Source organism: Skermania sp. ID1734 (assembly GCF_007489285.1).
Classification (GTDB): Bacteria; Actinomycetota; Actinomycetes; order Mycobacteriales; family Mycobacteriaceae; genus ID1734.
Genome location: NZ_VLIY01000003.1, coordinates 53,149 through 78,876 on the forward strand (window position 1 = coordinate 53,149; position 25,728 = coordinate 78,876).

Here is a 25,728-nt window from a genome sequence, read left to right on the forward strand (position 1 = left end):
TGGCAGTGTGTCCGCGTGCTGGCGGAGAGTTTCGAAGCGAGGAGAAGTTCATGAGTGACAGTCGCATTGTGGTCCTGTACGGCAGTCTTCGTGCGGACGCGATGTCGCGTCGCATCGCCGAGGCGGCAGCGGCGGCGGCGCCGGCCGGCGTGGACGTCGTTGTGTACGACGGCCTCGGCGAGGTGCCCTTCTACAACGAAGACATCGACGTTGCCGATGGCCTCGACCCCGCCGCAGCTGCGCTGCGCGAGGCGGTTGCCGCGGCCGATGCGGTGCTGTTGGTCACTCCCGAATACAACGGCACCATCCCGGCGGTGTTGAAGAACGCGATCGACTGGCTGTCGCGGCCTTTCGGCGCGGGCGCGCTCGCAGGGCGCCACGTTGCGGTCATCAGTGCGTCGCCGAGCCCCAACGGCGCCGCCTGGGCGCAGGCCGACACCGCGAAGGCGGTCGGCGTCGCGCGCGGCGTAGTGCATGATGATCTTGGCCTGACCGTGGGCAAGACGATCGAGAAGTTCGGTGCCGAGCATCCGCGCGAGCATGCTGAATTCGCCGACGAGCTGCGTGCGGTCATCAACGGCTTGGTCGCGGCGTCGCGGCGAGAGTTGCTGCCTGTGCGCTGAGCTCTACGCGGCCTCGACACGCCAGCCGCCTCGGTGTGATGTGCGACACGCCGAGGCGGCTTCGTAATTTTTCCCGGCCGAAGTCTTACGACCAGGGAATTTCATGAATGTGAGTCGCAACATCTCGTGTTTGCTAAATCTGTCGGCCACTAGGTGTAGTGTCTGGGGCACGGAAGAAGCACAACCCATGAAGGACTAATTCAGGGCATCTCGAGCCGCAAAATTTCGCTCCGATGCCGAAAGCAACCCCGAAGATCCGGCGTGATTCGTGTCACTTCCGCACCGAGCAGCAAACCATTAACGACAACTGTCAGCCAGTTCCGGGAGCGATGCAGTAACTACCCCGGGGCCATGGAAAAGGGGAAGTTTCTATGACCGTCACCGTCTACACCAAGCCGGCTTGCGTTCAGTGCAATGCCACCTACCGCGCGCTCGACAAGGCCGGTATCGAATACACCGTCGTTGACATCTCTCAGGACCCCGAAGCGCGCGACTACGTGATGGCGCTGGGTTACCTGCAGGCTCCGGTCGTGGTGGCCGGTGACACGCACTGGTCCGGGTTCCGTCCCGACCGCATCAAGTCGCTGACAGTAGTGGCCGCCTGAGGCCGCAGCACGCCGAAATTTCGCGGAACGGTGTCGACATGGCTGACGGCATGGGATTGGTGGTCTATTTCTCCAGCGTTTCGGAGAACACCCGCCGATTCGTCGACCGGCTCGCACTGCCCGCCGTGCGTATTCCGTTGCACGACTCCGGCGGCGAGTTCCGGGTAGACGAGCCTTACGTGTTGATCACCCCGACCTATGGCGGGGGAGCGCACATCGTCGGCCGGGAGCGGGGGCTGGTGCCCAAGCCCGTCGTCCGGTTCCTCAACAATGCGCACAACCGCTCGCTGATACGCGGCGTCATCGCGGCCGGCAACACCAACTTCGGTGAAACATACTGTGCCGCAGGAGATGTGATTTCTCGAAAGTGTCAGGTGCCGTACCTGTACCGCTTCGAGTTGATGGGAACGGCCGACGACGTTGCGCGCGTCAGAGAAGGCCTGGGATCGTTCTGGGAAGGAACTCAGTGGCAACGTCAACCACGCTCGCACCGGCTGGGCGCGTAGAGCGCTCGGCCCCCCGGATGGAGTCGGACACCGAGGGCTTGGATTACCACGCCCTCAACGCGATGCTGAACCTGTACGGGCCGGACGGCAAGATCCAGTTCGACAAGGACAGGGAAGCCGCCCACCAGTACTTCCTGCAGCATGTCAATCAGAACACCGTCTTCTTCCACAACGTGGACGAGAAGCTCGACTACCTGATCCGCGAAAACTATTATGAGCGTGAGGTTCTCGACCAGTACACCCGCAACTTCGTCAAGGGCCTGCTTGACTTCGCGTACTCGAAGAAGTTCCGGTTTCCCACCTTCCTCGGTGCGTTCAAGTACTACACCTCCTACACACTGAAGACCTTCGACGGCAAGCGCTACCTCGAGCGGTTCGAGGATCGGGTGTGCATGGTGGCGCTGACGCTGGCCGCCGGTGACGAGACGCTGGCCATGCAGTTGGTCGAGGAGATCATCGAGGGCCGGTTCCAGCCGGCCACTCCGACGTTCCTCAACTCGGGCAAGAAGCAGCGCGGCGAGCCGGTTAGTTGCTTCCTCTTGCGCATCGAAGACAACATGGAGTCGATCGGCCGGTCCATCAACTCGGCGCTGCAGCTGTCCAAGCGAGGTGGGGGAGTTGCGTTGCTGCTCAGCAACATTCGTGAGCACGGCGCGCCGATCAAGAAGATCGAGAACCAGTCCTCCGGTGTCATTCCGATCATGAAGCTGCTCGAGGACTCTTTCTCCTACGCCAACCAGCTCGGTGCCCGACAGGGCGCGGGCGCGGTCTACCTGCACGCGCACCACCCGGACATCTACCGCTTCCTCGACACCAAGCGCGAGAACGCCGACGAGAAGATCCGCATCAAGACGCTGTCGCTGGGCGTGGTGATCCCGGACATCACCTTCGAGCTGGCGAAGAAGAACGAGGACATGTATTTGTTCTCGCCGTACGACGTCGAGCGCATCTACGGCGTGCCGTTCGCCGACATCAACGTCACCGAGAAGTACTACGAGATGGTCGACGACAAGCGGATTCGCAAGTCGAAGATCAAGGCGCGCGAGTTCTTCCAGACCATCGCGGAACTGCAGTTCGAATCGGGCTACCCGTACATCATGTTCGAAGACACGGTGAACCGGGCCAACCCCATCAAGGGCAAGATCACCCACTCGAACCTGTGCTCGGAGATCTTGCAGGTGTCCACGCCGTCCTACTTCAACGAGGACCTGTCCTACCGGAAAGTGGGCAAGGACATTTCCTGCAACCTCGGCTCTCTCAACATTGCCAAGACGATGGACTCGCCGGACTTCGCCCGGACCATCGAGGTGTCGATTCGGGCGCTGACCGCGGTCTCGGATCAGACGCACATCTACTCGGTGCCCTCGATCGAGCAGGGCAACAACGATTCCCATGCGATCGGTCTCGGGCAGATGAACCTGCACGGCTACCTGGCGCGGGAACGGATCCACTACGGGTCCGAAGAGGGCATCGACTTCACCAACATCTACTTCTACACGGTGCTGTACCACGCGCTGCGTGCGTCGAATCTGCTTGCCAAGGAACGTGGTTCGTACTTCAAGGGCTTCCCCGAGTCGAAGTACGCCACTGGCGAGTTCTTCGACAAGTACACCGAGCAGGCGTGGGAACCGGCGACCGAGCGGGTGCGGCAGCTGTTTGCCGACGCCGGCGTGCACATCCCGACTCAGGACGACTGGCGTGAGTTGAAGGCCGCGGTAGCCGAGCACGGCATCTACAACCAGAACCTGCAGGCCGTGCCGCCCACCGGGTCGATCAGCTACATCAACCACTCCACCAGCTCGATCCACCCGGTGGCGTCGAAGATCGAGATCCGCAAGGAAGGCAAGATCGGCCGCGTCTACTACCCGGCGCCATATCTCACCAACGACAATCTGGAGTACTACTCCGATGCGTATGAGATCGGGTACGAGAAGATCATCGACACCTACGCCGCGGCCACTCAGCACGTGGACCAGGGACTGTCGCTGACGCTGTTCTTCAAGGACACGGCGACCACCCGCGACCTGAACAAAGCGCAGATCTACGCCTGGCGCAAGGGGATCAAGACGCTGTACTACATCCGGTTGCGGCAGTTGGCGTTGGAAGGCACTGAGGTGGAGGGTTGCGTTTCGTGCATGCTGTGACGGCGCGGGACTTCAGACGAGGAACGAACACATGGTGAAACTGATCGATCGCGTTTCCGCGATCAACTGGAACCGGGTGCCCGACGAAAAGGACGCCGAGGTCTGGGACCGGCTCGTCGGCAACTTCTGGCTGCCCGAGAAGGTGCCGGTGTCCAACGACATCCCGTCGTGGAACACGCTGCGCGACTCCGAAAAGCAGCTCACCATGCGGGTTTTCACCGGCCTGACGCTGCTGGACACGATCCAGGGCACGGTCGGTGCGGTGAGCCTCATCCCGGACGCGCTGACCCCGCACGAGGAGGCCGTGTACACCAACATCGCGTTCATGGAGTCGGTGCACGCCAAGAGCTACAGCTCCATCTTCTCGACGCTGTGCTCCACCCGCGAGATCGACGACGCCTTCCGCTGGTCCGAGGACAACCCGAACCTGCAGCGCAAGGCCGAGATCGTGCTCGAGTACTACAAGGGCGAGGACCCGCTGAAGAAGAAGGTGGCCTCGACGCTGCTCGAGAGCTTCCTCTTCTACTCCGGCTTCTACCTGCCGATGTACTGGTCCTCGCGCGCCAAGCTCACCAACACCGCCGACCTGATCCGGCTGATCATCCGCGACGAGGCGGTACACGGCTACTACATCGGCTACAAGTACCAGCGCGGCCTCGAACTGCTCACCGAGGCCGAAAAGGACGAGCTGAAGAACTACACCTTCGAGTTGCTCTTCGAGCTCTACGACAACGAGGTGGAGTACACCCAGGACCTCTATGACGAGGTGGGCCTCACCGAGGACGTCAAGAAGTTCCTGCGCTACAACGCCAACAAGGCGCTGATGAATCTCGGCTACGAGGGTCTGTTCCCGCGCGACGAGACGGACGTGAACCCGGCGATCCTCTCGGCGCTGTCACCCAATGCCGACGAGAACCACGACTTCTTCTCCGGGTCGGGTTCGAGCTACGTCATCGGCAAGGCGGTCAACACCGAAGACGAGGACTGGGACTTCTGATCCTCTAACCGGTCGACGAGATGATGGCTAGGGACAGGGCCACTCGAACAACGTCTCCGTAGCCATCATCTCGGCAAAAGAGAGCAGAGCCTCAGCCGGTGACGAACCCGTTCAGCGTGGCACGCAGGTCGGCCAGCATGGCGCGAGCGGCGGTGAGCCCGTCGCCGTGCCAAATCGTGTCATCGACGTTGAACACGCGACGGTCCACCGCGGCGCCGAGTTCGCGCCATGCGTCGCCGTTCATTACCTGCTCGGCGTGCGACTTGCCCGCATCGCCGTCGAACAGCACATAGATAAGGTCGCCGTCGGCGTTCGAGAGGTCCGACGACGTGATGGGGTAGGACTTGCCGCGCTGATAAGCCGGCCGACGCACGCCCGCGTCGGACAGAACTTGCCCGGCGAAGCTGTCGGAGCCCTGCACCTGCATCGAATCCCCACCGAAGCGGACCACCGAAGCCTGGGTTTGCGAGGCGTTGAGGTCGGTCCCGGTCTGGGTGGCGTCGCGGTGGTAGTCCGCCAACGCCTTCTTCGCGGCCTCCGGCCGACCCAGCGCTAGGGCGGCGACTTGAAACTGTCGCTGCCAGCCGCCGTCCACGCTGTCGAAAACGGTCGGCGCAATCGCCGACAGCTTCGCGGCGACCGCCGCATCGGGAACCGACGTGCCGAGGATCAGGTCCGGCTTGAGCTGGGCGATGCGGTCCAGATCGGGCGCGGACGGCGATCCGACCGAGGGAATGAGCCCGATCCCGGTGCCGAGATAGCTCGGTTGAGCCGACGCGCCCGGCGGCAAAGTCGCGCCGACGACGCGCTCCCAGAGGCCGAGTGCGCAGGTCGTGTCGAGCGCCTGAGTGCCGAGCACCACGATGCGCATCGGATCCCCGGTGACCGTCGTAGCGCCGCCGGCGTGCGCAACGTTTCGGGTCGAAGCGCCGGGGTCCATCGGCGCGGGAGCTGGACAAGCGGTGCGCGTGTCGCGCTCGAGGCCTACCACACCGGCACCGGCGACCATGGTCGTGGTGCGCACGATGGACGGGTCGGCGTCGGTGAGTCCGGTGCTGCCGCATCCGGCCGCCGCTGTCAGTGTGACCGCGAGGGCGACCAGGGCGCCCACACGGCGCAGACCAGCGGGGCGACGAGCGGGAAACGGCATGACGGCGAGGTTACTACTAGCCATGGTTGGCCCCGAGGAACGACCTGCGTGCGAGATTTCGACCCGCGCTGTGCGTCGATGATGAGAGTATCTAGCTACCACTGCGACAGGTACTACAGCGGAAATACGACACAGGGTAGGACCCGTTCCGCCGGGCACTGCGGCACGGTCTACGATTCCAAGAGCGCTAGGTCCCGTGGCAACAGGAGCGGAGCCTGCGGAGCGACCCCACAGGCACAGTAGGAGGATCAGTGACTGCCGTAGCGCCCAAGCCAGTCCCTCAGCTAGAGCCGGCGCGGCCCTATCCGCAGCGGGTTGGTCCTAAGGGTTCATACCTGTACAAGATGATCACGACCACCGACCCCAAGGTGCTCGGCATCATGTACCTGGTCACCTCGGTGTCGTTCTTCTTGATCGGCGGCCTGATGGCCCTGCTGATGCGCGCGGAACTGGCCGTGCCGGGCCTGCAGTTCCTGTCGAACGAGCAGTTCAACCAGCTGTTCACCATGCACGGCACGATCATGCTGCTCTTCTACGCGACGCCGATCGTGTTCGGTTTTGCCAACGTGGTGCTGCCGCTACAGATCGGCGCTCCCGACGTCGCGTTCCCACGGTTGAACGCCTTCAGCTACTGGCTGTACCTGTTCGGTGCCACCCTGGCCACGGCCGGCTTCATCACGCCGGGCGGTGCGGCTGACTTCGGTTGGACCGCCTACACCCCGCTCAGTGACGCGGTCCACTCACCGGGCGTGGGCGCGGACCTGTGGATTCTCGGCCTTGCGGTAAGCGGCCTGGGCACGATCCTGGCTGCGGTCAACATGGCCACCACCGTGATCGTGCTGCGCTGTCCGGGTATGACGATGTTCCGGATGCCGATCTTCACCTGGAACATCTTCGTCACCAGCCTGCTGGTGCTGCTCGCGTTCCCGCTGCTGACCGCGGCGCTGATGGGCCTCGCGGTGGACCGCCACCTCGGCGGTCACATCTACGACCCGGCGACCGGCGGAGCGATGCTGTGGCAGCATCTGTTCTGGTTCTTCGGCCATCCCGAGGTGTACATCGTGGCGTTGCCGTTCTTCGGCGTCGTCACCGAGATCTTCCCGGTGTTCAGCCGTAAGCCGGTCTTCGGTTACACCACGCTGGTGTACGCGACGCTGGGCATCGCGGCGCTGTCGGTGGCGGTGTGGGCGCACCACATGTATGCAACCGGAGCCGTGCTGCTGCCGTTCTTCTCGTTCATGACGTTCCTGATCGCGGTTCCGACGGGTGTGAAGTTCTTCAACTGGATCGGCACCATGTGGAAGGGCAAGTTAACTTTCGAGACGCCGATGTTGTTCTCCGTCGGGTTCATCGTGACCTTCCTGTTCGGTGGTTTGACCGGTGTCCTGCTCGCCAGCCCGCCGCTGGACTTCCACGTCTCGGACTCCTACTTCGTGGTCGCGCATTTCCACTACGTGCTGTTCGGCACGATCGTGTTCGCCACCTACGCCGGTGTCTACTTCTGGTTCCCGAAGATGACCGGACGCATGCTGGACGAACGCCTCGGCAAGTGGCACTTCTGGGCGACGTTCGTCGGCTTCCACACCACGTTCTTGGTGCAGCACTGGCTGGGTAACGAAGGCATGCCGCGTCGCTACGCGGACTACCTGCCGACCGACGGCTTCACCACCCTGAACTCGGTGTCCACCATCGGCGCCTTCGTGCTCGGCGCTTCGACGCTGCCGTTCGTGTGGAACGTCTTCAAGAGCTTCCGCTACGGCGAGGTCGTCACGGTGGACGACCCGTGGGGCTACGGCAACTCGCTCGAGTGGGCCACCACCTGCCCGCCGCCGCGGCACAACTTCTACGAGTTGCCGCGCATCCGGTCGGAGCGCCCGGCGTTCGAGTTGCATTACCCGCACATGGTGGAGCGGATGCGGGCCGAGGCCCACGTCGGCTGGGGCTCGAGCAACCACGGCACTGAGGTGATCGAGGAGAAGCGGGCCGCGACCACCGCTGGCGGCTAATCAGCCGATCGCGCGGCCATGTGCCGAAAACTATCCCGATGCGGGCTCGGCCGATAAGGCAGGGCCCGCATCGTGGCGTCCGGGTATGGGCCACAATGAAATCGCGGGCGTGTCCGCCCGAAGCGCCAACGGAATGGAGTTGCACTAGTGGGGGCGTCGGAAACCAACGTGCTCGTCACGGTCACCGGTCAAGACAAACCTGGAGTCACCTCTGCGCTGCTGGCCACGCTGTCCCGGCACGGCGTGCACCTGCTCGATATCGAGCAGGTGGTCATCCGCGGCCGCCTCACGCTCGGTGTGCTCGTCTCCTGTCCGGACGACCCGGAGTCGATGCAGCGCGAACTCACCGACGCGATGGCTAGCGTCGGGGTTGACGTGCATGTCGAATTCGGTGCCGATCCGGTGGGCAAGGGACCGCTGTCCACGCACGCGGTGGTGGTGCTCGGCAGCCCGGTGACCGCGCGGGCGTTCAGCGCGATCAGCCGCCGCCTCGCCCAACAGGGCACCAACATCGACTCGATCCGGGGCATCGCCGACTACCCCGTCACCGGCGTCGAATTGCTGGTCACCGCGCCGAATACCGGCGCCGATGCCGACGCGATGCTGCGTACGGCGCTGGCGGACGTGGCCGTGGCTGAAGGCGTGGACATCGCGGTCGAACGCGCGGGCCTGGCCCGTCGCGCCAAGCGGCTGATCGTCTTCGATGTCGATTCCACCCTTATTCAGGGCGAGGTCATCGAGATGCTGGCCGCCCGTGCCGGCGTCGAGGATCAAGTCCGGGCCGTCACCGAGGCGGCGATGCGCGGCGAAATCGATTTCACCGAGTCATTGCACCAACGCGTCGCCACGCTCGCGGGTCTCGACGAGTCGGTGATCGAGGAGGTCGGCGAAAGCATCGAACTCACCCGCGGCGCACGCACCACGATCCGAACGTTGCGGCGGTTGGGCTTCCATTGCGGGGTCGTGTCGGGCGGTTTCCGTCAGGTGATCGAGGGTCTCGCGCACGACCTGGAACTCGACTTCGTGCAGGCAAACACCCTTGAGGTGGTCGACGGCAAGCTGACGGGCCGGGTGGTCGGCGACATCGTCGATCGCAAGGCGAAGGCGACCGCGCTGCGTAAGTTCGCGGCCGAGGTTGGCGTGCCGATGGAGCAAACGGTGGCGGTCGGCGACGGCGCGAACGACATCGACATGCTCAACGCGGCCGGTCTCGGCGTCGCGTTCAATGCCAAGCCCGCCCTGCGCGAGGTTGCCGACACCGCGCTGTCCTATCCCTTCCTGGACACTGTGCTGTTCATCCTGGGGGTCACCCGGACCGAGGTCGAGGCCGCCGATGCTTTCGACGGGCTGGTAAGGCGGGTACCGCTCGATCCCAGCCTGCGGTGACTCAGGTCGATCCCGGGCTGGCTGCCCGCCACGCCCGCCTGCGCCGCGGATACGGCGGCACGCCCGATCCCGATGACTCGGCACAGGTGCTGGCCATGCCGATAGTGCTACACCTGCCCAAGACGGAACCGCCGGCGCGTACGGCGCTGCTCGAGGCCGCCGCGGCCGCGACGATTGCGCTCTGTCTGGATCCGCGAGTGGATACCGGCGGTCCGTGGCATGAATCTTTCGACGCCTGGATGAACGGCCGGATTCGCAAGGTCGCCCGGCGTGCGCGCGGGGCGCAGTGGCGGGCGGTGCAGGACGCAGACGGGGTGACTGTCGAGGTGGACGGCGCGCAGGCCCGCGCGTTCGTGCCGTGCCCGGTCGGTGAGCTCGATCCCCGGATCAAGCGTTTGCAGATCGGAGGGACGGATCTCGAGCATGACGCACCGGAGGAGCCCCCGCCGGATCTGCCGCTGCTGTGGGTCAATTCGTCGCTGGACATGACGCTCGGCAAGGCCGCCGCCCAGGTTGGGCATGCGACCATGCTGCTGGCAGGCCAGCTGGATCTTTCGGCGGTGCTCGACTGGTCGCGCCGCGGCTACGCGGTCGCGGTGCGGGAGGCCGATTCCCGCACGTGGGCGCTTGCGTGCGACGAGGTGGCTCGCGGTCGGGCGGTGGCCGTGCGTGACGCCGGGTTCACCGAGGTGGCGCCCGGGTCGATGACAGTGATCGCTCGGAGGTGACGGCCGCGTGAGCATCGCAGCGCGGAACGCGCGAGGAGCGGAGCAAGGCCAGAACCGACAGTTAAGCCCTATACCTGCACGATCACCGACGACCCGTGCCCGAACAGCCCCTGGTTGGCGGTGATCCCGACCCGCGCGCCCTCGACTTGACGTCCGGTGGCCTGCCCACGCAGCTGCCAAGTCAGCTCACAGACCTGGGCTAGTGCCTGCGCCGGGACCGCTTCACCGAAGCAGGCCAGCCCGCCCGAGGGGTTGACCGGGATACGGCCGCCCACGGAGGTGTCGCCCGCGCGCAGCAAATGCTCGGCCTCGCCGCGCTTGCACAGCGCGAGATCTTCGATCCAGTCCAGCTCGAGCGCGGTGGACAGGTCATACACCTCGGCGACGTCGACGTCCTCGGGCCCGATGCCGGCCTCCTCGTAGGCCGCGTGACCGATCGACTCCTTGAACGTGCGCTCGGGGGCGGGCACGGCCGCGGTCGAGTCGGTGGAGAAGTTCGGCATGTCCATGACGGTCTGTGGGAACGTCGGCGTGACAGTCGAAATCGCGCTTATCCGAACCGGATTGGTGAGGCCGCGCCGCCGGGCGAAGTCGAGCGATGTCAGCAGCACGGCCGCGCCGCCGTCGGAGGTGGCACAGATGTCGAGCAGGTGTAGCGGGTCCGCCACCACGGCCGACTCCAGCACGTCGGCGACGCTGACCTCTTTGCGGTAGCGCGCATTCGGGTTGTTCAGGCCGTGCTTGGCGTTTTTGACCTTCACGGCGGCGAAGTCTTCGGGCGTCGCGCCATAGAGGTCGATGCGTCGGCGCGCGTACAGCGCGAAATACGCCGGGTTCGTCATGCCGAGCAGCCGGAAACGCAGCCAGTCCGGGTCGTCCCAGCGCTCACCGGCGTTGGGCGCCAGGAAACCCTTGGGCGTGGTGTCGGCGCCGACCACGAGCGCGACGTCGCTGAGACCGGCCAGGATCCGCGCCCGCGCAGTGTCCAGTGCCTGGGCTCCCGTTGCGCAGGCGGCGTAGGACGTCGCCACCCGGGCGCCGTTCCAGCCGAGCGCCTGCGCGAACGTCGCGCCCGCGACGTATCCCCCGTATCCGTTGCGCACTGTTTCGCCGCCGACGACGAGGTCCACGTCGGTCCAGTTGATCCCCGCATCGGCCAGCGCACTGCGAGCGGCCGCGACGCCGTACTTCACAAACGGCTCACCCCACTTGCCCCACGGGTGCATGCCGACTCCGGCGACGGCGACATCGTGGCTCATCGCGAGGCTCCTTCGGTTGTGACGGGCTTCCAGCGCCAGATGGTCCGATCCCCGCGGTCGTCGGTGTAGAGGGTTTCGATGACGAGTTCCACCTCGCTGCCTACGTGCAGGTCGTCCACGCCGTAGCCGTCGGCGACCTGTCCGAGGACGACGATTCCCTCCGCGAGCTCGACGGCTGCCAGGGCGAACGGCACGTACGGGTCGGTGCTGGGAATGTAGGGGGCCGGCGGGCGATAACGGGCGTCGGTATAGGACCAGACGGTGCCGCGCCTGGACAGTTCGACGTCGTCGAATTCCATTGCGTCGCAAGCAGGGTTGCGGCAGAAGCCGGTCTCGCGCGGAAAGCATACGGTGCCGCACGCGCGGCAGGAACTACCGATCAGCGCGGGAGCGTCGCCGGTGCTGAACCAGCCGTCGATCACGGGAATTGCGGTATCGCTCATGCACGCCTCAGCTCCGCTAGCCATAACTGGAACGTGTTCTAGTATGGCATGCCGGGCCCGGTGCGCGCATCGGGCCGTCCCGCTCAGTGGACGCGCAGTCGTTCAGCCGGTGGCGCTGCTGTCGCCCAGCCACGCCGGACGGATGATGCGAATCCGCAGCTTGCGCTCGGAGTGGCGTTCCTCTTGGACGTCGCGCGCTCGCCCGGCCAGCAGCATGGTGGAGCTGATCAAGCCGACAACGCGGCGGGCATCGTTGCGGTCGACCACCGGCATGCGATCGATGTCGTTGGCGGCCATGTCGTTGGCCACCATGCGCAGGGTCTGATCCGAGTGCGCGACCCGCGGCGTGAGACAGAACTTTCCGACCGTCGCCGCGCCCCCGCCCTGATGGAACTCGGTTTCCAGGATCGTGCGGGTGATGACGCCGGCGAGTAGCCCCTCGACGTCGACGACCGGGTACAGCATCTGTCGTCGACCGGCGACGTTCGCGGGATCGTGGTCGGAGATCGTGGCGAGGGCATCTTCGATGCTGAGGTCCGCTTCGAAGGTGACGATGTTGGTCTCCATCACTTCGTCGACGAACAAGATCTCGAGCGGGTCGACGTCGTATTCGCGGGTCAGGTGGAAGCCGCGTCGCGCGATCTTCTCGGTCAGCACGGAGCGCCGCAGCATCAGCACGGACACGGCGAAGGCGGTGGACGCGCCGATGATCATCGGGAACAGCGCGTCGAATCGCCCGGTCAACTCAGCGGCGAAAATGACGCCGGTTATGGGGGAGCGCATGACTCCGCCGAGTACGCCGGCCAGCGCGACGAGCGCCCAGAAGCCCGGTCCGACCGTCGGGAAAATGTGTGACTCCAACGCGCCGAGCGCGCCACCGATCATGAACATCGGCGCCAGCACACCGCCGGAGGTGCCCGATCCCAGCGACAGCGACCAGATCAGCGTCTTGACGATGAGAATCCCGATGACGAGGTGCAATCCGATCGAGCCGTTGAGTTCGGCGCCGATCACGTTGTAGCCCACGCCCAGAGCCTGCGGGACGAACAGGCCGCCGATGCCGATCACGACGCCGCCGATTGCCGGCCACCACATCCAGTGCACCGGCAGCCGATGGAAGGCGTCCTCCGACGCGTACACGAGGGTGGTCGCCAGCACGGCGAGCAGGCCGGAAGCAATTCCCGAGGCGACCGCGAGACCGCAGGTAACCGCGGTGATGTGCAGCGCTCCGGTGGACGGGAACAGCGCGCCGGTGCCCAGAATGGGGTGGCGGATCAAGGTGGCGACCGTGACGGCGGCCGCCACGGGCACGTAGCTGCGTGGCCGCCACTCGAATAGCAGCAGTTCGACCGCGAGCAAGATCGCCGCGAACGGCGTGTTGAAGGTGGCCGCCATGCCTGCCGCGGCGCCCGAGACCAGCAGTGTTTTGCGCTCGTCGGCGGTGAGCCGAAGGAACTGTGCCAGCAGCGAGCCCAGCGCCCCGCCGGTCATGATGATCGGACCTTCGGCACCGAACGGTCCGCCGGTACCGATGGCCACCGCCGACGCGATCGGCTTGAGCGCTGCCACCCGCGGTTGAACTGTGCTGCCGCCCAACAAGATCGACTCGATGGCCTCCGGCATACCGTGCCCGCGGATTTTCTCCGAGCCGTAGCGTGCCATCACGCCGACGATCAAGCCGCCCACCACGGGCGCGCCCAAGATGAGCAACGGGTGGTGCGAAACGGCTCCCGGCGCGACCAGTTCGGTGCCGACGCGCTGGTAGAAGACCAGGTTCGTAATGAGGCCGATCAGCCGCAACAGCACCCAGGCCGCTCCGGCGCCTACCGCGCCGACCGGTATCGCCAGCGCGGTGATGGTGAGCATGCGCGGCGTTGCAGTGAAGTCTGCAAGGTGTCGCACGTCGCGTGGTCGCTCGCCCGGGGCTGCCACCTTTTCTCCGATCTAGCCAGTTATATCGTATTCCGACATTCAGACGATAGAGGGCAGATTTATCGTCCACAAAATGTCGTGACCGGGGTCACGGCTTTCGCCGACGACACGAAGTGCGATCCGGAATGAATCCCACTCAAATCTAGGCAAAGATAGGTCCGTGCCGGTACCCGATCCCGATTTGCTCGTCGATTTCACCGATGTGGTGATTCGCCGCTCCGGAGTGACGCTCGTCGGCCCGGTGAGTTGGCAAGTCGAACTCGATGAGAAATGGGTGGTCCTGGGACCCAACGGGGCCGGCAAGACCAGCCTGCTGCGGATCGCCGCCGCCGAGGTGCACCCGACGTCGGGGACCGCACACCTGCTGGGCGAGACCCTCGGCCGCGTCGACGTTAGCGAACTGCGACCGCGCATCGGGCTGTCGTCGGCGGCGCTGGCCAGCCGAGTGCCGGCAGACGAGAAAGTGAGCGACCTGGTGGTGTCGGCGGGCTACGCGGTGCTCGGCCGCTGGCGCGAGCAATACGACCGTGTCGACACCGACCGCGCGGTAGATATGCTGGAAAGCCTTGGTGCCGAGCATCTTTCGGATAGATCCTATGGAACTTTGTCCGAGGGCGAGCGCAAGCGGGTGCTGATCGCGCGCGCCTTGATGACCGACCCAGAGTTGCTCCTGCTCGACGAACCGGCGGCAGGTCTGGATCTTGGTGGACGCGAAGAACTGGTCGCACGGCTGGCCCATTTGGCCGACGACCCGGATTCCCCCGCGACCGTTCTGGTGACCCATCACGTCGAGGAGATTCCGCCCAATTTCACCCATGGCCTGCTGCTCAAGGAAGGTCAAGTGGTGGCCCAAGGGCTGCTCGACGATGTGCTGACCAGTGCCAACCTCAGCGAGACGTTCAGTCAGGCGATCACGCTCGATCGCGCGGATGGGCGCTGGTTTGCGCGGCGGACCCGCGCGCCCGGCCGGCACCGCGCGGGCTGAGACCGGCGTGGGTTCGCCGGTCCAGCCCACGCAAAGACCAACACAGCGGGCTGAGACCGGCGTGGGTTCGCCGGGCCAGCCCGCGCAAAGACCAACACCGCGGGCTGAGACCGCGTGGGTTCGCCGGGCCAGCCCGCGCAAAGACCAACACCGCGGGCTGAGACCGGCGTGGGTTCGCTGGACGAGCCCGCGCCCAGACAGCACCGCACGGATTAGCCGGGCGTAGCGTGCACGATGTGACCGACACCGCCGTGCCCACGCCCAAAGATGCTGCGACCGTAATCCTGCTGCGCGACGCGGCGGCCGGGATCGAAGTGTTTCTGCTGCGTCGGGTCGGCGCCATGGCGTTCGCCGGCGGAATGACGGTCTTTCCCGGTGGCGGTGTCGATCCCTCTGACGCCGACACCTCCATCGGCTGGGCGGGACCACCGGTCTCCTGGTGGGCGGACCGGTTCGGCGTCGACGAGCCGCGCGCGAAGGCGCTGGTGTGCGCCGCCGTTCGCGAGACGTTCGAGGAGTGCGGTGTGCTGCTGGCCGGTCCGTCGCCGGACACGGTTGTCGCCGACACGTCCGGATACCGCTCGGCCCGTGAGTTATTGGAGAAGCGCGAACTCAGCTTCGCCGATTTTCTCGCAGCCGAAAAGCTCGTACTTCGTGCGGATCTGCTGCGGCCCTGGGCGAACTGGATCACTCCGGTGGGGGAGCCGCGTCGTTATGACACTCGCTTCTTCGTCGCCGTTGTTCCGGCCGGTCAACGCGCCGACGGGCAGACTCCCGAGGCGGCCGCAGTGGCATGGGCGACGCCGCAGGCCGCGATCGACGAGTGGCGGGCCGGCAGAAGCATCCTGTTGCCGCCCACGTGGACGCAGCTCAACACGTTGGCGCAGTACGCCGACACCGACGCGGTCCTGGCGGCAGACCCGCGAATCGAACCAATCGAACCGACCCTGCACACCGTCGACGGCCAGCTGACGGTGACATTCCCCGGCCAGGACGGCTACTACGCCGAGGGGCCGCATCCCTGGAGCAGCCGCTAGCGCTCTTCGGCGTCGAGCGCATAGATTTCGTCGTGAATTGGCACCTGGCGACGACGAAAAGTATGCGTTCGCCGGTGGAGCCGCTGCGATGCTCACGCGCGGCCTGACCGCCGGGTCACTTGGCTGGTCAGCTCCACGCGCTCCGCTCCTCGCGGCTGCGCCGCTGCGATGCTCACGCGCGGCCTGACCGCAGTGTCCCATTGGCCGGTCAGCTCCACGCGCTCCGCTCCTCGCGGCTGCGCCGCTGCGATGCTCACGCGCGGCCTGACCGGCAGTGTTGGTTGGCCGGTCAGCTCCACGCGCTCCGCTCCTCGCGGCTGCGCCGCTGCGATGCTCACGCGCGGCCTGACCGGCAGTAGAGTTCGCTGTCATGCCCGAGTTCGTGAGCCTGGCGGTATCCGACGGCATCGGCACTATCCGAATCGACCGGCCTCCGGTGAATGCGATCACCGTGCAATGCCATCGCGAACTGGTGGCGGCCGCACGAGCAGCCAGCGAGGATCCCGACGTGGCAGCGGTGATCATCGACGGCGGCCCCAAAGTTTTCTCGGCCGGTGACGATGTCGCCGAACTGGCGACCATCACCGCGAGTCAGATGCAATTGATGGCCGTCGACGTGCAGAAAGCACTCGGCGCGGTCGCGGAGATCCCTAAGCCCACGGTCGCCGCCATCAGCACCTACGCGCTGGGCAGCGGCCTCGAGATTGCGCTGTGCGCCGATCGTCGGGTGATCGGCGACAACGTCAAGCTTGCGATGTCGCAAGTACTGGTGGGCCTGATCCCCGGCGGCGGCGGCACCCAGCGCCTGACTCAGCTGGTCGGACCGAGCGTGGCCAAGGATCTGATATTCACGGGCCGGTTCGTCGAGCCGGACGAGGCGTTACGGATCGGCCTGGTCGACGCGGTTGTCGCGCCGGACGACGTCTACACCAGCGCGCGTGAGTGGGCCGCGCAGTTTGTCGGCGGCCCAGCCCGTGCGCTCGCGGCGGCCAAGTCCGCGATCGACACCGGCCTCTCCGCGACGGCCGCGGCGGGCTTCGAGGCCGAACGGGAAAGTTGTGCGGCGTTGTTCGCGACCGACGATGCGCGCGCCGGGATGCAATCTTTCCTCGCCGATGGTCCCGGTCGGGCGCCGTTCGTGGGCAGATAAACAGCTGAACTTGTTCTCATAGAACTGGCTAGTAGGCTTGCCCACCATGACCGTCAGCCCGCAGGAGCACGACCGCCACCTCGCCGCCGTGCCGGATCTGGATCCGGCGCCCAACCCGCATGCCACGCAAGCGGAGGTCGAAGCGGCGCGCCATGACACCAAGCTCGCGCAGGTGCTTTACCACGACTGGGAAGCAGAGAGCTACGACGAGAAGTGGCACATCTCCTACGACGAGCGCTGCATCGAATACGCAAGGGACCGGTTCGACGCGGTCGCCGGCCCGCAGCCGCTACCGTACGGGCGCGCGCTGGAACTCGGCTGCGGCACCGGGTTCTTTCTGCTGAACCTGATGCAGGCAGGGGTGGCGGCGACGGGCTCGGTCACCGACTTGTCACCGGGCATGGTGAAGGTCGCGCTGCGCAACGCCGAGCACCTTGGGTTGCCGGTGGACGGTCGGGTAGCCGACGCCGAGATCATTCCGTACGAGGACGAGACGTTCGATCTGGTAGTCGGGCACGCCGTCCTGCACCACATTCCGGACGTAGAGCAGGCGTTGCGCGAGGTGTTGCGGGTGCTCAAGCCGGGCGGCCGGTTCGTGTTCGCCGGCGAGCCGTCGACCATCGGCAACCTGTACGCCCGTTGGTTGGGTTGGGCGACCTGGAAGATTACCACCAACGTCACTCGCATACCGGCACTAGCGGATTGGCGGCGCACCCAGGAAGAGCTCGACGAGTCCTCGCGCGCGGCGGCTCTGGAGGCGGTTGTCGACCTGCACACCTTCGATCCGGCGGATCTGGAGAAGATCGCCGAGGCCGCGGGCGCCATTGCGGTCCATGCGCACACCGAAGAGTTCGCGGCCGCGCTGCTGGGCTGGCCGGTGCGGACGTTCGAGGCCGTCGTTCCGCCGGGCAAGCTCGGCTTCGGCTGGGCGAAGTTCGCGTTCAACGGCTGGAAGACGCTGAGCTGGGTCGATGACCACCTGCTCAACCGGATCGTGCCGCGTCGCTTCTTCTACAACGTCGCCATCACGGGTGTGAAGCAGAGCTGAGCTACCGGTTCGACGTTGCCGACGTCGAGTACCTGACCAGTTCGGCGGGGATGGCCGCGCTGGAATCGGTGCAGCGTCTCGATTTCAGTACGCGCTCGCACGTGCGTGACGTCGAGGTGGTTCGGCGCGAATTCGGCGCCCGGGCGCCCGTGCTGGTGGAGACGGTGCGGCTGCGTCGCAAGTCCGTCGTGAAATTCCCGGACGGCCAGCGCCGACTGTTCACCGACGACGCCCTGCAGCAGGCGACCCCGACTGTGGTTGCGCGGCACAGGGCTCGACGGTTGGCCGGGCGGATGGTGCACGACATCACCTGTTCGGTCGGTGCGGAACTCGACGCGCTGGTACCGGTGTGCCCAACCGTGCTGGGCAGTGACCTCGACCCGGTGCGCCTGGCCATGGCGGCCTACAACGTGCCCGGGGCCGCTCTGGCCCGGGCCGACGCCTTGACACCATGCAGCCGGAATACGGTGGTGCTCGCAGACCCTGGCCGCCGGGCCGACGGCAAACGGACCCACGATCCGAATCGGCTGCAGCCGCCGTTGCCGGCCCTGCTGGACACCTACTGCGGGCGCGACCTCGTGGTGAAATGCGCACCGGGCCTTGATTTTGGTGCGTTGGACTGGTCCGGCGAGATCGAGGTCGTCTCCCTCGACGGCGGCGTGCGCGAAGCGTGCCTGTGGTCGGCGGGGTTGTCCGAGAATGTGCGTCGTCGTGCGACCATGCTGAGTTCCGCCGGCCGCGCCACCACGCTCACTGACGCCGATCCGGACGACATTCCGATTCGCGAACCGGGGGAGTGGATTATCGACCCGGACGGGGCGGTCGTGCGAGCAAGTCTGGTGCGCCACTACGCCGCTCGGCACGGGCTGTGGCAGCTCGACCCGCGAATCGCCTATGTGACCGGGAATGCGGTCCCGGCGGGTGTCCGCGGTTTTCGCGTGCTGGCCCGGCTCAAGTTCGCCGAGAAGGCGCTGTGCCAAGAGCTGAGTCGACTCGACGCGGGCACGCTGGAGATCCTGGTGCGTGGCGTCGACGTGGATCCCGACGCACTGCGAAAACGGTTGAAGCTGCGGGGAACTCGCCCCTATGCGCTCGTGGTCACCAGAATCGGCGATGCCGCAACGGTGTTCGTCTGCGAGCCCGGAGCCCAAAACCCCGGATCACAAAACCCCTGTGCGTGATTTTTCACCGCCCGCGGTGAACATTCACGCACAGGGGGTGCTGGCCGGGGCCAGCGCTACCTCGATCCGTCCGTCGACAACCCTGGTTGGATATACCCGGACCGGCGCGACGCCGGCCGTCGTACAAGCACCGGTGTTCAGCGCGAACGAATACTGGTGCAGCGGACAGATCACCACCGAGCTGTCTACCTGCCCGTCAGCCAAGGGCCCACCCCGATGCGGACAGACGGCATCGACCCCGCGCGCCGTGCCGTCGCCGAGCAGAAACACCGCGACCTGGCGGCCGTCCACCGTGTAGGTGCGGCCTTCGCCCGGCGTGAGGTCGGTGACCGGCCCGAGGTCGATGTAGGCGTCCACGCTGGTCATCGCACCGGCACCTGCGGGAACGGCAAAAGCGGCAGGGCCGAGGAGAACTGGGCCGCCGAACGCGGGGCCGTGCGGTCGAGCCACGGGTCGCGGTAACCGTCGACGGCGATCTGCATGCGCTCGTCCAGGCCGGCACACAGCCCGTCGGCATCCTCGATGAGCAGTTCGCGCAGTCTGTCGAGCCCGACGCGGGGCACGAAATCGTAGGTGCGTTCGAGCCACTTCGCGTTCTCGCGGTAGTACTGGATGAACCGACTCGCCAGGGTCAGCACCATCGCGGTGCCGTCGACCGTGGCCAGCAGGTCGCCCTTACGGACGTGCGCACCGGCGGCACCGCCAACGTAGACCTCCCAGCGATCCGCTCCCACCGAAACCACGCCGAAGTCCTTGCACAACGCTTCCGAACAGTTGCGCGGGCAGCCGGCAACGGCCAGTTTCAGTTTCGCGGGAGTCTCGAGACCCTGGAAGCGTTCTTCGATCGCGATGCCCAAGGACGTGGAGTCGCCGAGGCCGTAGCGGCAGAAGTCGCTGCCCACACAGGTTTTCACGGTCCGGAAACTCTTGCCGTAGGCGAAACCCGACGGCATGCCGAGGTCGCCCCATACCTTGGGCAGGTCTTCCTTCTTGATGCCCAACAGGTCGATGCGTTGGCCGCCAGTCACTTTCACCAGCGGCACGCCGTACCGGTCGGCGACATCGGCGATGCGGCGCAACTGATCCGGCGTGGTCACCCCGCCCTTCATTTGCGGTACCACCGAAAACGTGCCGTCCCGTTGGATGTTCGCGTGCACGCGGTCGTTGATAAACAGCGCGCCCTGCTCCTGCACCCAGTCCGGACCCCACACCACGCGTAGCAACGAAGCCAACGGCATCTTGGCGGTCGCGTCCTCGCCGGCAGGCGCCAACTGTGCGAAAAGCTCCGAGACAGAACGTATCCCGCGCTCACGCACGGCTGATATCAACTCGGCCTTGGTCATCGGAATACACGGCACATACCAGTCGGCGGTCGGGTCGACGGCGCCGCCGCCAGCACATCCGACGATCTCCTTGACCAACGATTTACAAGAGCCGCAACCCTTTCCGGCGCGAGTGGTGGCCATGACGTCGGCGACCGTCGAGGCTCCGTTGCGGACGCAGGCCACGATGTCACCCTTGGACACCCCGTTGCAGTTGCATACCTGGGTCTCGTCCGGCAGGTCCGCGGCACTGGCCGTCGCGCCATCGCCCGACACATCGAAGAGCACGCTGATTCGCTGCTCCGGCAGCGCCACCTTGTCGACGAACAGCTGCGTCAACAACGCCGCCTTGCTGACGTCGCCGAGCAGCATCGCCCCGATGAGAGTGTTGTCGCGTACCACCATGCTCTTGTAGACGCCGGTGCCCGGCTCGTAGATCTGCAGGAACTCGTCGTCGGGGTGCTCGGGGCCTTTGACGCCCATGGCGGCGACGTCGATGCCGGCGACCTTGAGTTTGGTTGCCGTGCGTGAACCACGGTAGCGCGCTTGCGGATTCGTGCCCGTGAGATTGTCGGCCAGGATGGCGGCCTGTTCCCACACCGGCGCCACGAGACCGTAGACCTCGCCGCGATGCTGGGCGCATTCACCTACCGCGTAGATTGCGCTCTCGTCCTCGCAGCGCATCTGGTCGTCGACGACGATGCCTCGTTCGACGACAAGCCCACCAGCCCTGGCGAATTCGGTGTTGGGCCGGATCCCGGCGGTCACCACGATCATGTCGGCCGCCAACGTGCGGCCGTCGGCGAACTCCACACCGGTGACCCGCCTGCGCGCGTCCCGCAGTACCGCGCTGGTGCGAGTGCCGGTGTGCACCCCGATGCCGAGCTGCTCGATCTTGGTGCGCAGCACGTGTCCACCGCGCTCGTCGAGTTGCTGATTCATCAGGTGGGTGGGCGAGTGCACAACGTCCACCGACAAGCCTTGGGTCCGTAGGCCGTACGCCGCCTCGAGCCCGAGCAGCCCGCCACCGATCACCACTGCGGCGACATCATCACAGGATTCGGCCATCTGCAGCATGCCGTTGGTGTCGGCGATAGTGCGAAACCCGAACACACCGCGGCCCAGCCGACCGTCGGACTCGCGCAGCCCGTCCATGTTGGGAAAGAAAGTGTTGCTGCCGGTGGCCACCACGAGCAGGTCGTATTCGACGACGCGGCCGCTCTCGCAGGTGACTGTCTTGGCAAAACGATCCAGCCGCATCGCACGATCGCCCGCGTAGAGAGTCACCCCGTTTTCGCGGTACCAGCTCATCGGATTGATCAGCAGGTCGTCGTCCTCGAGGCCCGACGCGCCGGAAAGAACGTGCGACAACATGATCCGGTTGTAGTTGCCGTAGGGTTCGTCGCCGATCATGGTGATCGCGAACATGTCACCGCCACCGCGCGCCAGAATCTCCTCCACGGCACGGGCACCCGCCATGCCGTTTCCGACGACGAGCAGTCTCGTGGGTGTCATGCCGTTCAGCGTCCGATCAACCGGTGACGGGACTGCTGCCGCAATGTTACGGGCACATAATCTTTAGCTCAGTCGCGGCTTATTTGAAGGTGAAGAGCTCGCCGATCAGCGTAGTGACCACGACTTCGCCCCTGGGGCCGATCGCGGTCCCGATGGTGGTGCCGCGCGCATCCGGCAGCACGTCGCTGTCCAACGTCTTGCCAGTCGCGGTGTCGAAGGTCAACAGTGCCAGACCGTCGTCGTCGTTAGCGCCGGCCCGAACCACGGTGTAGCCGGTGTTTCCCGACGTCTGCACGGGAACTCCGCGCTGCACCAGATCATCACGCTCCCAAGCGACTTCGACGCTGTCGCCGCGGTCGCGCAGCGCAATCAGGTGGCCGTCGCGGCCGCCGCCCGGAATGATCAGGCCGTCACTGGACACCGACGAATTGCTCAACGGCACGTAGCCGAGATTGTGCGTCCACTTTGTCCGGCCGTCTTTGGTGTCCATGGCGATGAGCAGGCCGGTGTTGTCGGTGATGTAGACGGTGTGGCCGTCGGCAGACAGGGCGGGCGCCGTCGCCGGGCCGTTGGTCAGGTTGTCGGCGCTCCAGTCCTGGCGGATCTGCGGCGGGTTCGTGCTTTTGTCGTAGCGCAGCGCAACCAGCGACGCCACCTTTGCGCCGGGGCGCCACAGCGTCACGTAGAACTTGCCGGTGGCCGGGTCGATCGCCGTAGCCTTCGCTACCGGACAACCGGCGCCGCCCACGAAGCAGTCGGTGATGCCCTGATCGTTCGGCGGCAGCGGAGTGTTCGGCTGCGCCAGGAAGTCCGGTCGGCCCAGCAGCGCGAAGGGCGGCACTTCCTGGTGGCCGGTTTGCCGACTGACGACGTCGATCTGCCCGAGTTGGGTGACGTAGAGAACGTTTCCGTCGCCGGTGAAGTGCGCGGAGATCGGTGTGCCCAGTACCGGCGTATGCCAGCGCGGTTGGCCGACTTCGTTGTAGGAGTCCAGCGAGCCGTTCTGCCCCAGATACGCGTTGGCATCGCCGTCGATGAGCGGCGTCGCCGCCGCGACGCCGGGGGTCAGCCGGTCACAGAAACGCTTGCGGCCGTTGTCCATTTGGAACGAAAACAGGTTGCACCCGGCCTGCACGTTCGATGTCACAAAGACTTGGCCGTTGTCGGCGATGGTGGCGTTGGCCTGTACGGTGCCGCCGATCGGACGCATCCACGCGAGCGCGAGTGATCGCGACCCCGTTTCCGTGCTGGTGTTGCTGTTGCGCGCGTCGCCGTTGGCCGCGGGCCAACCGCTGGCGACAACCTCGTCGACCTGGCGCTCGGGCGCCCCACAAGCACCGATCAACAGACAGAGGATTGCGACGAACGCCGCCGACGTGATTCGACCGATGGTGCAGCGCCGCAAGGGTGACCTTCCTCCTTGTTGGTGACCGTCCTAGGTGGTGACCGCCCGACTCGATGATCACTGCGACGAGACTATCCCGGCCGCCGGAGCGCTCTCCTACCGGCGAGCCGGGAGGTCGGCCGCGAAAGTAGGATCTGCCGTGACGCCGGGATTCGATGGGAGAACGATCAGTGACGAGCATGTGGAATGCGCCGCTGCGTTCGCGGTGGCGCGGATCGCGGCGTTCCGACAGCGAGCAGGCGAAGTTCCTGACCATGGCTTCACTGCGATGGGTGCTGGCCAACAAGGCGTACACCCCGTGGTATCTGGTGCGCTACTACCGGTTGTTCCGTTTCAAGCTGGCCAACCCGCACATCGTGCTGCGCGGCATGGTGTTTCTGGGCCGCGACGTGGAGATTCACGCTACGCCCGAACTTGCACGCATGGAGATCGGCCGCTGGGTGCACATCGGCGACGGCAACGCCCTGCGCTGTCACGAGGGATCCCTGCGCATCGGCGACAAGGTGGTATTCGGCAAGGACAACGTCGTCAACACCTACCTCGACATCGAATTCGGCGAGTCCGCTCTGATTGCCGACTGGTGCTACATCTGCGATTTCGACCACAAGATGGACGACATCAACATGCCGATCAAGGATCAGGGCATCGTGAAGTCGCCGGTGCGGATCGGCCCGGACACCTGGATCGCCACCAAGGTCACCGTGCTGCGCGAGACCCGTGTCGGTCGCGGCTGCGTGCTGGGCGCGCACGCCGTGGTAAAGGGCGACATCCCGGACTACAGCATCGCGGTCGGCGCCCCCGCACGGGTGGTGAAGAACCGCAAGCAGGCTTGGGAGGCCGGCGCGGAGGAGCGGGCGAAATACATTGCGGCGCTGGAGGACATCGAGCGCAAAAAAGCCGCCCGCTGAGCGGGCACATCCAACACCGCCCGCTGAGCGGGCTACATCCAACACCGCCCGCTGAGCGGTTTCGCGTCTCTTTCCGACGGCTCGCGTCCCGGGCACGGGCCGCGAAGTGCGCAGTCGAGACGCGAACTCAGTTGCCGGTGTCCCGTTCGGGCAGTGGTCGCTCGATGATGTCCGGCCGACCCAGCGGGTGCCGCACCCGACGCTTGGCGCCCTGATACACCTGCACAGTCTCGGTGGCCACGACGTGCCAGTCGAAGTCCGCAGTTAGCCGTGCGCGCGCGGCGATGGCCCGCTGTTGTGCGGCGTCCGGATCGTCGAGCAGCTCGCGCACGGCGGACGTCAGACCCGCGACGTCGCCCGGCTGGAACGACAGGCCGGTAACCCCGTCGACGACGGCCTCGCCGAGCCCGCCGGCGGTCGAGGCGATCAACGGCGTGCCCGCGGCCGCGGCCTCAAGCGCGATGATGCCGAAGGGTTCGTAGCGACTGGGCAGCACGATCGCGTCGGCGCCGTGCAGCCAGCCGAGCAGTTCGTCGTGACCGAGCTTGCCCAGGAATTGCACAGACCGGGTAACGCGGTGCTGCCGGACGAGTTTCTGCAGCCAGTCGTACTGGGTGCCCTCACCCGCGATGGCCAGCGTGGTGCCGGGGTGGCTGCGTCGGATCCGCGGCAGTGCCGCGATCGCGTCCTGAATGCCTTTCTCGTACTCGAGCCTGCCGACATAGAGCAGCGTCGCCGGCCCGTTGCGCGGTCCGCGCTCGCGAAAGCGCCAGGTGGACACGTCGATTCCGTTGCGGATGACGGTGACGGGTGCGAGTTCCGGACCGAAGAGACGGGTGACCTCGTCCTTCATCGATCCACAGCAGGTGATCAGCGCGTCGGCCTCGTTGGCCAGCCACCATTCGACGGAATGCACCTGCCGGTTGATCTTTCCGGACACCCACCCGCTGTGCCGGCCGGCTTCGGTGGCGTGAATCGTCGCCACCAGCGGGACGTCGTAGTGCTCGGCCAGGGTGATGGCAGGGTGGGCGACGAGCCAGTCGTGGGCGTGCACGACGTCGGGCTCCCAGCCTTCCCCGACACCCGGCTTGGCCAGCGCCAGTCCCGCGCGGACCATGGCATGCCCCATCGCCAACGTCCAGGCCATCATGTCCTCGCCGAAGATGAGGTGCGGCGGGTCCTCGGCAACAGCGACCACGAGGACGCCGTCGGCAATGTGAGTGACGGTGGGGTGACTCACCGCATCGGTACCCGACGGGCGTCGGGACAACACCACCACTTCGTGTCCGGCCGCCGCCAGTTCGGTGGCCAAGTGATGCACGTGCCGTCCCAGCCCGCCGACCACCACCGGCGGGTATTCCCAGGACACCACGAGAATCTTCAGTCGGCCGCTGCCCG

General features: G+C 65.9%; 22 protein-coding genes. 14 read left to right on the forward strand and 8 right to left on the reverse strand.

Annotation, left to right across the window (positions count from 1 at the left end; translation table 11 throughout):
• Positions 1–50 precede the first annotated feature (50 nt).
• The 5 genes from FOS14_RS04240 to nrdF all read left to right on the forward strand — a co-directional run bounded on the left by FOS14_RS04240 (position 51) and on the right by nrdF (position 4,875).
• Entirely contained in the window at positions 51–623 is a 573-nt protein-coding gene (locus FOS14_RS04240) for an NAD(P)H-dependent oxidoreductase (RefSeq protein ID WP_143769034.1), read from the forward strand.
• 371 nt (positions 624–994) lie between these two features.
• Positions 995–1,228, forward strand: a complete 234-nt coding sequence (nrdH, locus tag FOS14_RS04245) for a glutaredoxin-like protein NrdH (protein WP_143769035.1) — start codon at positions 995–997, stop codon at positions 1,226–1,228.
• A 50-nt stretch (positions 1,229–1,278) separates the two neighbouring features.
• Positions 1,279–1,734 carry a class Ib ribonucleoside-diphosphate reductase assembly flavoprotein NrdI gene (gene nrdI, locus FOS14_RS04250; protein WP_143769317.1) on the forward strand — a complete coding sequence of 152 codons (456 nt, stop codon included), beginning with the start codon at positions 1,279–1,281 and terminating at the stop codon, positions 1,732–1,734.
• Between the two features lie 17 nt (positions 1,735–1,751).
• A complete protein-coding gene (nrdE, locus tag FOS14_RS04255) occupies positions 1,752–3,878 on the forward strand; it encodes a class 1b ribonucleoside-diphosphate reductase subunit alpha (RefSeq protein ID WP_143769316.1) in 2,127 nt (708 codons plus the stop codon).
• Between the two features lie 31 nt (positions 3,879–3,909).
• A complete protein-coding gene (nrdF, locus tag FOS14_RS04260) occupies positions 3,910–4,875 on the forward strand; it encodes a class 1b ribonucleoside-diphosphate reductase subunit beta (RefSeq protein WP_143769036.1) in 966 nt (321 codons plus the stop codon).
• A 91-nt stretch (positions 4,876–4,966) separates the two neighbouring features.
• On the opposite strand, the gene FOS14_RS04265 is transcribed toward nrdF, so the two are convergent.
• The gene (locus FOS14_RS04265) at positions 4,967–6,025 is read right to left on the reverse strand and encodes an iron-siderophore ABC transporter substrate-binding protein (protein ID WP_143769037.1); all 1,059 of its coding nucleotides are present in this window, start codon (positions 6,023–6,025) and stop codon (positions 4,967–4,969) included.
• Between the two features lie 251 nt (positions 6,026–6,276).
• On the opposite strand from FOS14_RS04265, the gene ctaD reads away from it, so the two are divergent.
• The 3 genes from ctaD (at position 6,277) to FOS14_RS04280 (ending at position 10,145) form a co-directional block, all read left to right on the forward strand.
• The gene (ctaD, locus tag FOS14_RS04270; RefSeq protein ID WP_143769038.1) at positions 6,277–8,031 is read left to right on the forward strand and encodes a cytochrome c oxidase subunit I; all 1,755 of its coding nucleotides are present in this window, start codon (positions 6,277–6,279) and stop codon (positions 8,029–8,031) included.
• Positions 8,032–8,178: 147 nt separating this feature from the next.
• Complete coding sequence (serB, locus tag FOS14_RS04275; protein ID WP_143769039.1) at positions 8,179–9,417, forward strand: phosphoserine phosphatase SerB; 1,239 nt, start codon at positions 8,179–8,181, stop codon at positions 9,415–9,417.
• Positions 9,414–10,145 carry an aminoacyl-tRNA hydrolase gene (locus FOS14_RS04280; protein ID WP_255450063.1) on the forward strand — a complete coding sequence of 244 codons (732 nt, stop codon included), beginning with the start codon at positions 9,414–9,416 and terminating at the stop codon, positions 10,143–10,145. Before serB ends, FOS14_RS04280 begins: the two co-directional genes overlap by 4 nt.
• Before the next feature lie 68 nt (positions 10,146–10,213).
• Here FOS14_RS04280 and FOS14_RS04285 read toward each other — a convergent pair whose 3' ends face one another.
• From FOS14_RS04285 to FOS14_RS04295, 3 genes are all read right to left on the reverse strand, one after another.
• Positions 10,214–11,404, reverse strand: a complete 1,191-nt coding sequence (locus FOS14_RS04285) for a lipid-transfer protein (RefSeq protein ID WP_143769040.1) — start codon at positions 11,402–11,404, stop codon at positions 10,214–10,216.
• Entirely contained in the window at positions 11,401–11,847 is a 447-nt protein-coding gene (locus FOS14_RS04290; protein ID WP_143769041.1) for a Zn-ribbon domain-containing OB-fold protein, read from the reverse strand. The genes FOS14_RS04285 and FOS14_RS04290 overlap by 4 nt, the downstream gene beginning before the upstream one ends.
• A 102-nt stretch (positions 11,848–11,949) precedes the next feature.
• Positions 11,950–13,779 (reverse strand): chloride channel protein, encoded by a 1,830-nt coding sequence (locus FOS14_RS04295; RefSeq protein ID WP_221936658.1) that lies wholly within the window; start codon positions 13,777–13,779, stop codon positions 11,950–11,952.
• Positions 13,780–13,939: 160 nt separating this feature from the next.
• On the opposite strand from FOS14_RS04295, the gene FOS14_RS04300 reads away from it, so the two are divergent.
• From FOS14_RS04300 to FOS14_RS04320, 5 genes are all read left to right on the forward strand, one after another.
• Complete coding sequence (locus FOS14_RS04300; protein ID WP_143769042.1) at positions 13,940–14,764, forward strand: ABC transporter ATP-binding protein; 825 nt, start codon at positions 13,940–13,942, stop codon at positions 14,762–14,764.
• A 236-nt stretch (positions 14,765–15,000) separates the two neighbouring features.
• Positions 15,001–15,801, forward strand: a complete 801-nt coding sequence (locus tag FOS14_RS04305; protein ID WP_143769043.1) for an NUDIX domain-containing protein — start codon at positions 15,001–15,003, stop codon at positions 15,799–15,801.
• Positions 15,802–16,171: 370 nt separating this feature from the next.
• Positions 16,172–16,951, forward strand: a complete 780-nt coding sequence (locus tag FOS14_RS04310) for an enoyl-CoA hydratase/isomerase family protein (protein WP_143769044.1) — start codon at positions 16,172–16,174, stop codon at positions 16,949–16,951.
• Positions 16,952–16,997: 46 nt separating this feature from the next.
• A complete protein-coding gene (locus FOS14_RS04315) occupies positions 16,998–17,999 on the forward strand; it encodes a class I SAM-dependent methyltransferase (protein WP_143769045.1) in 1,002 nt (333 codons plus the stop codon).
• Positions 17,996–19,180, forward strand: a complete 1,185-nt coding sequence (locus tag FOS14_RS04320) for a class I SAM-dependent methyltransferase (protein ID WP_143769046.1) — start codon at positions 17,996–17,998, stop codon at positions 19,178–19,180. Before FOS14_RS04315 ends, FOS14_RS04320 begins: the two co-directional genes overlap by 4 nt.
• A 24-nt stretch (positions 19,181–19,204) precedes the next feature.
• On the opposite strand, the gene FOS14_RS04325 is transcribed toward FOS14_RS04320, so the two are convergent.
• The 3 genes from FOS14_RS04325 to FOS14_RS04335 form a co-directional block, all read right to left on the reverse strand.
• A complete protein-coding gene (locus FOS14_RS04325) occupies positions 19,205–19,546 on the reverse strand; it encodes a Rieske (2Fe-2S) protein (RefSeq protein ID WP_143769047.1) in 342 nt (113 codons plus the stop codon).
• Positions 19,543–22,017: a nitrite reductase large subunit NirB gene (gene nirB / locus FOS14_RS04330; protein WP_143769048.1), complete on the reverse strand. Its 2,475-nt coding sequence runs from the start codon at positions 22,015–22,017 to the stop codon at positions 19,543–19,545. Before nirB ends, FOS14_RS04325 begins: the two co-directional genes overlap by 4 nt.
• Positions 22,018–22,096: 79 nt before the next feature.
• Positions 22,097–23,422, reverse strand: coding sequence for a PQQ-binding-like beta-propeller repeat protein (locus FOS14_RS04335; RefSeq protein ID WP_255450064.1), 1,326 nt, complete (start codon positions 23,420–23,422; stop codon positions 22,097–22,099).
• A gap of 170 nt (positions 23,423–23,592) precedes the next feature.
• Here FOS14_RS04335 and FOS14_RS04340 point away from each other — a divergent pair, with 170 nt between their 5' ends.
• Positions 23,593–24,330: an acyltransferase gene (locus FOS14_RS04340; protein WP_143769049.1), complete on the forward strand. Its 738-nt coding sequence runs from the start codon at positions 23,593–23,595 to the stop codon at positions 24,328–24,330.
• A gap of 127 nt (positions 24,331–24,457) precedes the next feature.
• Here FOS14_RS04340 and FOS14_RS04345 read toward each other — a convergent pair whose 3' ends face one another.
• Complete coding sequence (locus tag FOS14_RS04345; protein ID WP_143769321.1) at positions 24,458–25,714, reverse strand: glycosyltransferase family 4 protein; 1,257 nt, start codon at positions 25,712–25,714, stop codon at positions 24,458–24,460.
• Between the last annotated feature and the right edge of the window lie 14 nt (positions 25,715–25,728).